Genomic DNA, 13,375 nt, shown 5'->3' with positions numbered 1-13,375 from the left:
CTTCTCGCCTGAGTCAAAGCAAAATTGCGCGACATTATACCCGCGCGAGTGAAAAATACCCAGCCCGTCAGTCGTCTGTTTCCACCCGGTTGCGCCCGGCCCCTTTCGCACGGTACAGCGCATTGTCTGCTCGCTGGATCAGGGCCGTGATGTCCCTGTCCTCTTGCCGCAGACAAGCACAGCCAATGCTGACTGTGACGGGGTACGACAGCCCAGGCAAGGCTCGCTTGCCGACCACCTGTCTGATCCGCTCCGCTACGCCACGTGCATCCTCCAAACCGGTATCCGGCAGCAGGATCAAAAACTCCTCCCCACCGGTACGCCCCACAATACATCTCGGGGCCGTAACTGGCTCGCTGCGGCTTGCGAGAGCCATTGCAGAACCCGATCCCCCTGATGGTGGCCGAGGGTATCGTTGATCCGCTTGAAGTGATCGATATCGAAGACCAGTAAGCTAAATGGTGCACCTTGCCGACGGGCAAGTTCAAACAGTGTATTCCCACGCCACAATACCCGTCGCCGGTTGTTGAGACCGGTCAGCTCATCGGTAAAGGCCAGCCGATGCATCCGACGGTTGCGATCCAGTAACCACCCCGTCGTCAGCAAGGCCAACCCGCCACAAAGCAGCAGTACCGCCAGCAACCAGAAACGACGCTCTTTGGCTAGTGCCAGCTCCTGTTGCTGCAATAGCTGTTCAACCCGCAGTCGCTTGTTTTCACCCTCCTGACGGGCCAGCTCAAACTCGCCACGCACCCAGGAGGTGCTCTGGTCCTGCATTTCCTGTTCGAATACCCGCTTGAGGGCCACATAACGATGCAACTCAGCCAGCGCCTCACCGGTTTTTCCGATCCCCTCGAGCGCCTGACTGCGCAACCATGTCACCTTGATCAAAAAACGCTGGTTATCCTCGCGCAAGAGGGTCGGTTCAGCCATCGCGAGATGCCGAAGCGCATTGGCATATTCTCCCGCCATAATCCCCCCCTGAGCCATCAGCAAGTGCCAATAACTATGAAACAGAGGGTCAATGTCTGATTTAAACACCACACCGGCCTGCTCAAGCTGCACCATTGCCTCTGGATATCTGGCTAGCCCCAGCAGCGCCTCAGCCCTATCCAGCTGTAATAATCCTTTTTCGACAGGAGTTAATTCATTGTGTTGCGCCGTCGCCTTATCCAGCTCATCAATGGCAGCCTGGAACTGCTCCATGCCGTTTGCCACCATCGCTTTCTGCCGATAAAGCTCGTAGAAAATATCGGGATCACTGCTTGGCTGTAACTGCATCTCCAACTCATCGAGCAAGCGATTGGCAGGCCCCAGCAGCCCCATACGACGGTAGGTCGCCGCAATTTCCAACTGCACTTTTCCATACCAACTTGAGAGGGCAAGGGCATCGTAGATATGCAACGAGCGCATCAGGTCTCTGAGTCCCTTGGCAGGAAGCCCTTGAAAGGAAAAAAGGGAACCTCTGTAGGACAAGGCAATTGCCTGTTGTTTGAGAGAACCGGCATCACGAGCCAACGTCAGTGCCAGATCATAATCCAGACGAGCCTTATCGTTCTCCCCGAGCAGTTGGTGAAACCAGCCACGGCAAAGGACAAAATCACTGCGGGCAAATAGATCACCTTGTGCAGTAGCTCGCTGAAGGTGTTCGTCAGCATAGAGCATCGCCTGACGATACTCCGCCGTCTCGTTTGCCGATTGAAGTCTGCAGGCCAAGCGAGCAATCCGCATCTGTTGCGCCGGAGTGTAAGCGGACAAATCCTGCTTCAATCGCTGAACTCTCAAGCCCAATTCGCGATCAGAGAGATAAGTCTGCTCCAGCGTATTAAGCTCACTCTCCAACTGGATGGGTGAAACCGGTTCAGCCATAGTGTTCAATGCCAACAGCAATACACAACACGGATAAAGCTTCACATCAACCCTCCATCCACCCGCAGTAGAACCAGAATAAACCACCAAAGCAGTCACCAGGCACTATTTATATCCCAGCAGGCTGTTAATTGTGCTGAAAACGCCGCAGCAGCCGACCGCGCAGGCCGCAATCGAGCAGCCAACTGTTGTCAAAGGCCCGCAACAGCGCCTGCTTGGCGTGGCGGGACATGGCGACGGCGTGAAAACGGGTCTGGCGCTGACGATAGCGGTTCATCTGATCGAGCAGGGGATGGGGCAGGCTCTGGGCGATAAAGTCGGAGATGACCAGCACATCCGCCTTGGCAAAAGCGGGATCATCGAGCTTGGCCCGCGCCTTCTCAAGGCAGGGCACCAGGTCGGTACCGCCGTGAAAACTCATGGAGAGGAAGCACTCCGCTTTGTCCAGACCGATATCGGCGGTGATCTCGAGGGTCGCCACCTCGGTGGAGAAGAGCATCAGGTAGCAGCCGCGCTTCTCATCCATCGCAACCTTGAGCAACGCCAGAAACAGCGCCTTGGCACACTCCTCGGGATAACCGCCCATGGAACCGGAGGTATCGACACAGACGATAAAGGGGCCCCGTTGCTGCAACTGCTGGCCACCCTGTTCCGGGGTTCGCAGCATGATGCGCTGGCGCGGCAACGTCCCGCGCGAGTGAAAAATACCCAGCCCGCGTTCTAACTGCATGATGCCATGACAGCCTGACCAGATTGCCGTGTCGCCAGACGACCCGCCCCATGCAAGCGGGCAGACTTGTCAGCGCATCGACAGCGCGGGAATGAGTCGCCGTAAATGACTAGCTTGCCAATTCGACCCGGTCCCGCCCCTTCTCCTTGGCACGGTACATCGCCATATCCGCCCGGTGTACCAACCTGGATAACTCGCTATCCCGCAGGTCATATTGCGCACACCCAATGCTGACCCGGATCGGCATAGTGTCGGGCACACCATCAACTCGCAAGTTAGCCACCTGCAGCCTGATCCGCTCGGCCACTTCACCCGCTGCAGCAAGAGGCGCCCCCGGCAAGAGCACCATAAACTCCTCTCCCCCGTTGCGGCCCACCCGATCCTGGCCTCGCAATGAAGCTGATATGGTGCGTGCAACGTCTGTGAGCACCTTGTCACCCATCAGATGACCCAGTCGGTCGTTTACCCGTTTGAAGTGATCTATATCGACGATAAGCACGGAGAGATGATTGAGATGACCGCTCTTGGCACGCAAAAACAGCGCTTCGGCTTGCAACTGAACCTGACGGCGATTCTGGATACCGGTCAACTCATCCGTCAGAGTCAACTGACGCAAGGTGCGGCCACGCTGCAACTGATAGAGCAATACCAGCATCAGCATCCCGCCCCCGAACACAACCGCCATCATCCGCCATCGGCGTGCAGCCTCAAGCGCTGCCAACTCTTGCTGCTGCATTTTGCGCCGCACCTGCAGTCGCTCGTTTTCCTGCTTCTGTTGATCAAGGTCTTGCTCAAGGAGCATCTGCAACCGCCGATGCCCCTGCAGCTCCAGCTCAACTTGCTGATAGGTTTCGATATAACGCTCCAGCTTTTGCAAGCTGGTCTGGTAACGGCCCAACGACTTCAGCGCTGACGATTCAATGCGATAGGCTTTTGCCAGCATCTCCTGATGGGCCTCGGACGTCAGGGTCGGAATAGCCAATTCAATATAATCAACGGCCTGCTGATAACGCCCTTTTCGCTCCATGACCGCCCCCCGCAGCAAGTTGCGCATGGCAAGCAGGATCGGTTCAACTTCATGGTCTGGCTGTGGCAGATCTAGCCAATCCCCCTTGGCAAAGGCTTCGTCCACCCGTCCCAAGGCGAGCAGCGCATTGGCCCACCATAATCGCACTTCGCTTACCTCCATCCACAGCTGTTGTGCCATGAAATAGGACTCGGCAAGGGTCAGCAGGGCAATGGCCTTTTCATCGCGACCCGTTTTGGAATAGAGAATACCCTGATAGACCCGCAGATCATTGAGCACCCCCTCATCGCCGCTATCACGATAGCTCTGCAACAACTCATCGAAGAGCACTTCAGCCTGAACGTAGCTCCCCATCCGCCGATAGGTGTTGGCAATCAGGGTCTGCTGACGCAGGCTCATACGGGTCAAGCCCAGACCATCATAAAGCGCCTTGGCCTGCTTGAGATTATGCAGCGCTTCCAACATGTCTCCTTGTGAAGCGAGCATGGTACCGAGATAACTGCGGGCCTTGGCCTGTAACCGGAGATCACCCAGCTGGCTGGCCATCGACAACGTGGCATCATAATCATCTTTGGCCTTGGCGATGTCACCAAGACGCTGCCTGAACCAGCCACGACACAGCCGGAGCCCTGCTTCACTGTAAAGATTCTTGCGTCCCTTGATTATCCCCAGTTCACGCTCGGCAAACTGGATCCCCTGCAGATAATCGCTGACATGATTGGCAGACCATGAGTCACACTGCAGTTGGGCGATCCGGCTCTGGATTGCGCTCGAATGCTGCTCTTTTTGGCTGACCAGCTGAGCCACCCGCTGCCGATAATTTTCGCTATAGGAGAAATCCTCCTCCAGCGCCTGCAGCTCTTGCAAGAGCGCCGAGGGGGCAAGGGTATCCGCTCGCCCAATGGATGGAACCGTGATCAGCAGTAAACAGATGAAACAATGGAGAATACCCATCTTGGCGGTGTCTTTCTCAGTAAATCGCGGGGGCGCGATTATAGCCTCCCTAACTGGACTGTGACTGAATAACGTGACTCAGGTCACTGTGAGCAGTAGCTGTTCGTTGGGTGCCCGGCGGTGGTCACTGAGCAGAGACGATTGATATCGCGGGAGAATGGCATGCCCCCGACAATGGGGATTCAGTGCTGCTGCCAGCGGCGCAGCAGCCGACCGCGCAGGCCACAATCGAGCAGCCAACTGTTGTCAAAGACCCGCAACAGCGCCTGCTTGGCGTGGCGAGACATGGCGACGGCGTGAAAACGGGTCTGGCGCTGACGATAGCGGTTCATCTGATCGAGCAGGGGATGGGGCAGGCTCTGGGCGATAAAGTCGGAGATGACCAGCACATCCGCCTTGGCAAAGGCGGGATCATCTAGCTTGGCCAGCGCCTTCTCAAGGCAGGGCACCAGGTCGGTACCGCCGTGAAAACTCATGGAGAGGAAGCGCTCCGCCTTGTCCAGACCGGTATCGGCGGTGATCTCGAGGGTCGCCACCTCGGTGGAGAAGAGCATCAGGTAGCAGCCGCGCTTCTCATCCATCGCCACCTTGAGCAGCGCCAGAAACAGCGCCTTGGCACACTCCTCGGGATACCCCCCCATGGAGCCGGAGGTATCGACACAGACGATAAAGGGGCCCCGTTGCTGCAATTGCTGGCCACCCTGCTCCGGGGTTCGCAGCATGATGCGCTGGCGCGGCAACGTCCCGCGCGACTGGTAACTGAGCAGGCGCCGCTCCAGATAGCGGCGATAGAACTCCAGCTCCAACTCCGGCAGGGCCAGCATCACCGCCTCGCTCGGCAGCAGCCGCATCAGATCGCTCGCCTGATGGATCCCCACCAGATCGTCCGGCACATCGTCGCTGGGAGCAGGCTCCAGCTCCAGCACCTCGACCGGCGGCACCGGTTGCTCCTGCGCCCGCCGATCCCGCTCGCTGCGCCCGAGCAGACCGGCAATCTCCGCCAGCAGCGGCTCACGCTGCAACATACGGGCGTACTGCTTGACCAGCACCAGACTGCGCTTGTGCCAGCTCCCCTGCGCCAGATCCCACAGGCCACCGGCGGAGATCTTGTTGGGATCGAGGGCATCGGCCAGGGTGCGGCTCGCCAGCAGCTGATCTTCAATCTCCTGACGCTGCTTCTCCCGCTCCGCTTCGGCGATCTGCTGCTGCAGTTGCAGCAGGCTCCCCACCAGACTGGCGCGCCACTTGTCGATAAAGAGCTGGCGCAGCCCCTCGGTGGGGTGGGCCATCAGCTGGCGCACCAAGGATCGGGCCTCACCGGCGAAGGGGCTGTACTGCTCCAGCGACTCCAGCAGGCTGGGCAGGCGGCCAATCAGCTCGGTCATCGGCAGTTGCCGGTGCGCCTGATAGAGCAGGTACTCCTGCTCCAGCACCACCGGCACCGGCTTGTGGCGCATCTCCTCGCCAAGCTGCTCGCCCCAGCTCTGCAGGCGCTTTTTCAGCAGTTTGCCCTGTAGCGGAGAGCGCCGGATAAATTCGGAAATCTTGGGCGACGCCGCCAGCAATAGCGCAATCTCACCCGCCAGCTCCCCTTCGCCAATGAGGAGCCCCAAATCCAGCATGCCGATCTCAAGCATGAGCGCTCCTTACTCGTCCAACCTTGGCAACCGCTCGCGCCACTGCGCCAGCTCGCAGTGCAGCAGTTCGAGATCCCGGTTCAGCACGAAGAAGCTGTCTTCCACCTGCTGCAACCAGCGCTGCGCAATAAAAAGGTGCTGTTGATGGCGCTCGAACAGACTGCGCTGCTGCTTGAGCTCTTGCATCAACTTGCTGACCCGGAGCAGTTGCTCATCAAGCGCCTGCAACCAGGGCTCCAGCACCACCTCGGGGATGGCGTTGCGCTCCATCAACACCAGCGGGATCTGCTGGCGCTGGATATCGAGCACCTGGAGCCGCAGCTCATCATCCAGCACCAGCTCGTAGTGCCCTGCCTTTGGATTGCCAAACTGATAGCCGACCAGTGCCTCGCCGGTAGGGTGCCAATGGGAGAGCAGGGTGCGATCGAACACCAGCGTGTTGGTGAGCCGCTCGGGATCGCTGCCATCCAGCGGTGCCGGAGTAAGCAAGTGAAAGTGCACCTGTTTACCAAAGGGTCTGGCATTGGCGAGCGGGATCTCGATGCCCCGGGCCCGGCGACCAAACCACTGTTTGCGTTGCCGCGCCTTTGTGCAGAGCCGTTGAGCCACGCTCTGTTTGAGCTGTTTGAATTGATCCCGCAGGGCCAGCAGCTGGCGGGTCATCGCCAGTTGCTGATAGCCATAGAGACGGGAGAACTCGGTCATCATCTCCAGCAGGGCGGTGCGGGACTCCTCGTCATGCCAGAGGCAATCCTTGAACAACAGCAGGTCGAGGGGCGCCACTTCGTCGCGGCCATTGAAGAAGGCGCTCGCCTTGATGAGACGTACCGCCTTCTTCCAGCGGCGATCCGACACATAGCAGCGGTGGGCCAGCTGGCTGTCGAGCTGCTGGCGCAATTGGTAGATGAGCTCGAAACAGGCATCCGGCAGGCGAACCTGCTCGATCTGGCTCTGCCACTGTTCGTACTCATCCCCCCGGATCTGCAAGGATTCCGGCAGGTTCTGATGGGCATGGCCATCGCTGGCCAGCATCGCCTGAAAGTTCGACTTCTCCTGCACCCGATCCATCCAGATCCGCACCAGCATCCGATCGTAGAGCGCTTCCAACCCGCTATCCGGCGCCGGCAGCTCGTTGGAAGCAGTCACCAGCAAGCGCATCGGGATGGGGTGCTGGCTGTCGCCGTTGCGGAACTGCCGCTCGTTGATGGCGGTGAGCAGGGTATTGAGGATGGCGGGGCCCGCCTTCCAGATCTCGTCGAGGAACACCACTTCGGCCTCCGGCAGATAACCGGCGGTGAGGCGCAGGTATTTGCCATCCTCCTTCAATGCCTGAATGGAGAGGGGGCCAAACACCTCCTCCGGCGTACTGAAACGGGTCATCAGATATTCGAAGTGACGGGCATCGTGAAATGCCAGCTTGAGGCGGCGGGCAATCAGGCTCTTGGCGATGCCGGGCGGCCCCAGCAAGAAGACGCTCTCGCCGCTGAGGGCTGCCAGCAAACCGAGTCGCAACGCATCCTGCCGTTCATAGAGCCCCTCGCCAAGGGCTGCCAGCAGTCGAGGCAGCCGCTCCTGGATGGGAATGACACGCGCAGGGTTCTGTGCTTGAGCTAAAGACGACATAGAGACTGTTCCGAAGCTGGGCTGATGATGGCCCCAAGGCGCGATATCCATTTGCTCGGCCTTGGGTTTTGTCTTGTTATGATGTTTATTCTGGTATCTCTTGCCGCAGAATACCCGACTCTGGCAGGAAAAAACGCAAGATCCCCAGGATCCGCTGCCAGCGCTGTTTTGCTGACAACGCTTTGCAAAGGGGTGCAGCAAAAGCGGTTCGAGTGTACCCTTCGCAGCACTATTTTCTCCAACGCAGATCAAGAGTGAGTCGCCCCCGATGCAAGATCCCGTACGTCAGAGCATGTTGACCCGCATGGGTATTCAAAGCTGGCAGCTGCGTCGTCCGGCATTGCTGGGCGCAGCCACCGCTCCCGAGCTTGAGCAACATGCCGCTCAGCCCAGCCAGACGGCCCCGGCCATCAGCGCCCCGCTGCCCACTGGTAAACTCTGGCTGCTGGCGCCCCGGCTGCCTGTCACCACGCTGCTGGCGGATATTTGCCAACTGCTGGGCATGACGCCCGACGAGGTCTCCCTGCTCAGCGAATTACCGCCCGTCGAGCTGCAAACAGCGGACACGTCTCCCCTGCTCTGGCTGACGGAAGCCAACCCCGAGCGGCCGGATGCGCTGATCTGCCCCCTCGTCCCCAGCGCCGCGCAAAAGCGCGCCCTATGGCAACAGCTGCGCCAGCACCTTGCGGCCAGCGCGGCGTGATCTCGCATCATGCCGCTAAGTCCCACTGTGATGCCGCTCTTTTTACCTGATTTTACAAACGCCGTCCCTGCCAACCCTTGTGCCCACAATCCTGCCATCCGGAGCCCCCATGCCTGAGTTTCGTCCCCTGATCGAGAGCGATTTCGACCTTGTCTATCCCATCGAGCAAGCCGCTCACAAGGAACCGTGGAGTCAGGCCAACCTGCTCTCCTGCTTCGGGCCACGCTATCTCAACGGCTTGATGCTGGTTGACGGTCGCCCAGCGGGCTTCTATATCTCGGATCTGGTGGCCGGTGACAGCTCGCTGATGAACATCTGTGTGCATCCGGCGTTTCAGGGCAAGGGATTGGGACGGGCGCTGTTGCAGGCCTATCTGACTCGCAGCAAACAAGCAGGGGCCGAGGCCTGGTTTCTCGAGGTGCGGGCGGGCAATAAAACCGCTATCTCCCTCTACGAGAACGCCGGCTTTGCCGAATATTGCCGACGCGCCGACTACTACGGCACCGGCAACGATCGGGAAGATGCGGTGCTGATGTCTCGGCTATTCGATTTCGGCTGATCCAGCACATCTCGCCACACTAAACCGCCTTGCCCCGTTTCACTCCAGGGGCGCGTTATCCAGTGCGGGATCCTGCAAAGCCAGGGTGGTGTGGAGTACCGCCTCGAACCCTGCGGCAGAGAGCGGCATATAGAAGCCCCGCTGCCAGGTTTTTCCCGGCATCCAGATCTGGTCGATATCCACCACTATCTTGATGGGCTTGAGGGGCTGGCCAGGCGGCTGGACATAAATGCCGGGCGGCGTGGCCACCTTGGGGAAGCGGCGCAAAATCTGCTCGCTGCCATCCCCCTTACCCGGATTGAGGCGCACCTTCACCAGCTTGGCCAGCGGGTCAGCCATCTCCTCGCTCTGCCAGAATTTCTTCTCCAAATCGCCACAACGGCGGCACTTGGGAGTCTCCAGCACATAGAGCAGCGGATAACCCAACGCCAGCGCTTGTTGCTGTGCCAGATGATACCCATCAGCCCCCTGATACCAGGGATTGGCAGGGGCCTTCGGCGCCTGGCCCACAAAAAACCAGGCCGCACTACCACCCACCACCATGAGCCCAACCGCAGCCAACGCCCCTTTCACCCACAGATTCATATCGTTACCCCTCAAGCACTCATCTGCAGTATCGGCCAGCCTGCGCAAAGGCATAGCTATTTGCATGCTTTGTGATCCAAGACAAACGGCGAACACTTGTAAGCTGTAATGTTGGAGTTTAAACTCTACCCCGATTTTTAGTGCCCTAACCGGCGTACAACTGTAATTAAAGGATGCTTGACTGATGCCGAAGCTTCATCTGGTTCGACTGATGCGTGAACGTATTACCCAGCTTGGTAACAAGGCGGCCCTGCGGGTTCAGCAAGATGGTCAATGGCGTGCCATCGGCTGGCGCACCCTGGGTCAGGCCATGGATTACTGCGCCCAAGCGCTGATCCGCTGTGGTCACCAGCCCACCGAAATGGTCGGCATCTACGCACGCAACATGCCAGAGTGGACCCAGGCTGATCTCGGCATCCTTGCCGCCCGTGGCGTCAGCGTCCCCATCTATCCCACCAGTACCCTAGATCAGGTGCGCTATATCGTGCGTGACGCCAAGATTGGCATCCTGTTCGTCGGTGAACAGCCCCAGTTCGATCAGGCACTCACCCTGCTGCAAAATGGCGAGATCCGCCAGATCGTCGCCCTCGATGGCAACGTCAATCTGCGTGGCTGCCCGCAAGCGAGCTACTTTCAGGAATTTCTGGTCTCCGGCAACCACCAGCCCAGTGAACAGCAACTGCGCGAGCGCGAGCAGCAGTACCGGATGGACGATCTGCTGACCCTGATCTACACCTCCGGCACCACCGGCGAACCCAAAGGGGTCATGCTCGATTTCGCCAACATCGCCGCCTGTTTCGAGATGCACAACAGCCGCCTCGATTTGAACGAGCAGGATGTGTCGCTCTGCATGCTGCCACTGAGCCATGTATTTGAGCGAGTCTGGAGCTTCTATGTGCTCTACTGCGGCGGCGAGAACGTCTATATCCGCGATCCGCAGAAGGTGATGGAGGTGATTGACGAGGTGAAACCGACCGTGATGTGCGCCGTCCCGCGCCTCTACGAGAAGGCCTACGCCATGATCCAGGCCAAGGTTGCCCAAGCACCCGCCCCCAGTCGCGCCCTGTTTGGCTGGGCTACCCGGGTTGGCAAACAGATGGTCGCCACCCGTCAGGCTGGCAAGTCAGCCTCTCCCCAGCTCTATGCCCAGCTCTGGCTCGCGGAGCGACTGGTGTTTCGCAAGCTGCGCGCCCGTTTTGGCGGCCGCACCCGCTTCTTGCCGGTGGCGGGCGCCCGTCTGGCCGACGATGTGAACCTCTTCTTCCAGGCGATGGGGCTCAACCTCAAGTACGGCTACGGCATGACCGAGACTACAGCTACCGTCTGCTGCTACGAAGATCAGCAGTTCAAGTTGGGCTCCATCGGCACGGCACTGAACGACATCGAAGTGAAGCTGGGTGAGAACAACGAGCTGCTGGTGCGCTCGCCCACCGTGATGCGCGGCTACTACAACAAGCCGGACGCCACTGCCGAAGTGATGACTGAGGATGGCTTCCTGCGTACCGGCGATGCCGGTGAGCTCGACAGCCAGGGCAATATCTACTTCACCGAGCGCCTCAAGGAGCTGATGAAGACCTCCAACGGCAAGTACGTGGCCCCACAAGTGGTCGAGGGCGCCATCGGCAAGGATCGCTTTATCGAGCAGATCGCCATCATCGCCGATGCCCGCCACTTCGTCTCGGCACTGATCGTACCCTGCTTCGAGTCGCTGGAGGAGTACGCCCGCTCCATCAACCTGCAGTACCAGTGCAAAAGTGACCTGCTGCGCAACTCCCGGGTGATGGAGTTCTTCGAAGCCCGTATCGCGGACTTGCAAAAAGAGCTGGCCAAGTTCGAGCAAGTGAAGAAGTTCACCCTGCTACCGAGCGCCTTCTCCATGGAGTTAGGGGAAATAACCCCCACCATGAAGCTGCGCCGCAAGATCATCGAGGCCAAATACCAGCGCGAAATCGAGGCCATGTATAACCACGCCTGATCACGCTCAGATTCCAAGCAATAAAAAAGCCGCTCATTCGAGCGGCTTTTTGCTTTTACAAGCCTGTCATCAGGCTGTTGTCTTGCTGATCCCGAAGTAGTCAGCCAGGAAGTCGTCAAACGACAGGCTGTCGCTGCGCTCGCGTTCCCGCTGCTTGGCCAGCGAATCCTTCGCCTCACCGGCAAAGTAGGCCTCATCCCAGTACTGCAATTCAGCGGCCAGCAGCTCCTCACGATAGCGGGTCGCCAGCTTGTCGCCATAGCAGCCGTTGTCTTTACCACTCTCCAGCAGCTCCTTGAGCATGCGGGCGGAGTAGGTGAGCTCGGGGTTGAGCAGCTTCTCGCGGTGCATCGCCAGCGTCTCGCGATAGCGGTTGCGGCCGCAGCAGCGATCCAGCAGCTCGGCGACCTCAGCCAGCTCCTCGAACAGCTTGAGCCCGTACTCTTTGAGACCAATGGCATTGCCCTGCTCATCTTCCAGTTCGAGGCCGGGACGACGCCCTTCCAGCACCACCTTGTTCTGGTTGCGGCGGTTGCGGGCAATCTCTTCGTCACTCTGCAACGCGGACGGGCGCAGCAGGCACCAGACCAAGAACAGATCGAAGAAGCGGATCTGGTCGGCATCGATGCCGAGCGGGGTGAAGGGGTTGACGTCCACGGTGCGCAGTTCGATGTATTCGATGCCGCGCTGATCGAGCGCATCGGACGGCTTCTCGCCGCTGCGCGGGGTGCGCTTGGGACGGATCGGGGCGTAGAGCTCGTTCTCCAGCTGCAACACGTTGTCGTTAAGCTGACGATACTCCCCATCCACCTTGACCCCGATCTTGGCAAAGTCAGGGTTATGGGTGTTGATGGCGCGGCGCAGGCTGCTGACATAGGCCGGCAGATTGTCGTGGCTGATCTTGAGCCCCGCCTGAGCGCTGTTGGTGTAGCCGAGATCGGAGAGACGCAGTGCGGTGGCATAAGGCAGATAGAGGGTGCCCTTGCCGGTCTTCTCGAACGGCAGATTGCTCTTGCGTCCTTTGAGGAAGGATTCGCAGATGGCTGGCGATGCGCCAAACAGATAGGGCACCAACCAGCCGAAGCGATAGACGTTGCGAATAAGCCCCATGTACTTGTCGGAGATAAAGCGCTGGCTGCAGCAGCCGACACACTCCAGCTCCTGCCACTCGCTCCAGAAGCTGTCCGGCATCGAGAAGTTGAAGTGCACCCCGGCGATCACCTGCATCAGGCTGCCGTAGCGGTTCTTCAAACCCTGACGGTAGAGGGTCTTCATTTTGCCGATGTTGGAGCTGCCGTATTGGGCCAGCCGGATGCTCTCCTCGCCACCGACGAAACAGGGCATGGAGAGCGGCCAAATCCGTTCCTCACCCAGATGCTGCATCACATGGTGATGGATATCACCGAGCTGCTCCATCAGGCTGTCGATGGAGTCGGTGGCCGGGGTGATGAACTCCAGCAGGCTCTCGGAGTAGTCGGTGGTGATATTGGGGTGAGTCAGGGCTGAGCCCAGCGCCCGGGGATGGTTATTCTGGGCGAGTTTGCCATCCGGGGTGATGCGCAGACATTCACGCTCGATCCCGCGCCGGATCCCCTTGAGTGCAGTCAAGCGCTCCGGTGACCCCAGAACGTTCAGCAACTCGGTGAGTGACAAGCTTGTAGTAGTCATATTCACGGCTCATGTGAGGCCGCCCCATCCGGGGCGGCTCTTGAT

At 59.3% G+C, this 13,375-nt stretch carries 10 protein-coding genes and 1 pseudogene; 3 read left to right on the top strand and 8 right to left on the bottom strand.

Translation table 11 applies throughout. The annotated features are described in order from the left end of the window. Nucleotides 1-67 precede the first annotated feature (67 nt). The 6 genes and pseudogenes from BN1135_RS22595 to BN1135_RS20330 form a co-directional block, all read right to left on the bottom strand. Nucleotides 68-301, bottom strand: a complete 234-nt coding sequence (locus BN1135_RS22595) for a GGDEF domain-containing protein (protein ID WP_254783806.1) — start codon at nucleotides 299-301, stop codon at nucleotides 68-70. After that, nucleotides 298-1,968 (bottom strand): diguanylate cyclase, encoded by a 1,671-nt coding sequence (locus tag BN1135_RS22590; RefSeq protein WP_263053675.1) that lies wholly within the window; start codon nucleotides 1,966-1,968, stop codon nucleotides 298-300. Before BN1135_RS22590 ends, BN1135_RS22595 begins: the two co-directional genes overlap by 4 nt. A 28-nt stretch (nucleotides 1,969-1,996) precedes the next feature. After that, nucleotides 1,997-2,572, bottom strand: a pseudogene (locus BN1135_RS20345) (VWA domain-containing protein); the annotation flags it as partial. Between the two features lie 136 nt (nucleotides 2,573-2,708). Beyond that, on the bottom strand, nucleotides 2,709-4,580 hold the full coding sequence (locus tag BN1135_RS20340) for a tetratricopeptide repeat-containing diguanylate cyclase (protein ID WP_052443870.1): 1,872 nt from the start codon (nucleotides 4,578-4,580) through the stop codon (nucleotides 2,709-2,711). 182 nt (nucleotides 4,581-4,762) lie between these two features. After that, on the bottom strand, nucleotides 4,763-6,217 hold the full coding sequence (gene viaA, locus BN1135_RS20335; RefSeq protein ID WP_042024390.1) for an ATPase RavA stimulator ViaA: 1,455 nt from the start codon (nucleotides 6,215-6,217) through the stop codon (nucleotides 4,763-4,765). 9 nt (nucleotides 6,218-6,226) lie between these two features. Next, the gene (locus BN1135_RS20330; RefSeq protein ID WP_042024388.1) at nucleotides 6,227-7,840 is read right to left on the bottom strand and encodes an ATPase RavA domain-containing protein; all 1,614 of its coding nucleotides are present in this window, start codon (nucleotides 7,838-7,840) and stop codon (nucleotides 6,227-6,229) included. Between the two features lie 268 nt (nucleotides 7,841-8,108). Here BN1135_RS20330 and BN1135_RS20325 point away from each other — a divergent pair, with 268 nt between their 5' ends. Both BN1135_RS20325 and rimI read left to right on the top strand, forming a co-directional pair. Then, nucleotides 8,109-8,543 carry a DNA polymerase III subunit psi gene (locus tag BN1135_RS20325; protein WP_042024386.1) on the top strand — a complete coding sequence of 145 codons (435 nt, stop codon included), beginning with the start codon at nucleotides 8,109-8,111 and terminating at the stop codon, nucleotides 8,541-8,543. 109 nt (nucleotides 8,544-8,652) lie between these two features. Beyond that, nucleotides 8,653-9,102: a ribosomal protein S18-alanine N-acetyltransferase gene (rimI, locus tag BN1135_RS20320; protein ID WP_042024384.1), complete on the top strand. Its 450-nt coding sequence runs from the start codon at nucleotides 8,653-8,655 to the stop codon at nucleotides 9,100-9,102. Nucleotides 9,103-9,141: 39 nt separating this feature from the next. Here rimI and BN1135_RS20315 read toward each other — a convergent pair whose 3' ends face one another. Next, a complete protein-coding gene (locus BN1135_RS20315) occupies nucleotides 9,142-9,645 on the bottom strand; it encodes a thioredoxin domain-containing protein (RefSeq protein WP_396027182.1) in 504 nt (167 codons plus the stop codon). Between the two features lie 226 nt (nucleotides 9,646-9,871). Between BN1135_RS20315 and BN1135_RS20310 the strand changes: the two genes are divergently transcribed. After that, on the top strand, nucleotides 9,872-11,662 hold the full coding sequence (locus tag BN1135_RS20310; RefSeq protein WP_042024377.1) for an AMP-dependent synthetase/ligase: 1,791 nt from the start codon (nucleotides 9,872-9,874) through the stop codon (nucleotides 11,660-11,662). Nucleotides 11,663-11,731: 69 nt separating this feature from the next. On the opposite strand, the gene gshA is transcribed toward BN1135_RS20310, so the two are convergent. Beyond that, a complete protein-coding gene (gene gshA / locus BN1135_RS20305; protein ID WP_042024375.1) occupies nucleotides 11,732-13,330 on the bottom strand; it encodes a glutamate--cysteine ligase in 1,599 nt (532 codons plus the stop codon). Between the last annotated feature and the right edge of the window lie 45 nt (nucleotides 13,331-13,375).

Source organism: Aeromonas sobria, from assembly GCF_000820145.1.
Classification (GTDB): Bacteria; Pseudomonadota; Gammaproteobacteria; order Enterobacterales; family Aeromonadaceae; genus Aeromonas; species Aeromonas sobria.
The sequence above is the reverse complement of the archived record's forward strand: the minus strand, read 5'-3'. Positions and strand labels throughout refer to the sequence as shown.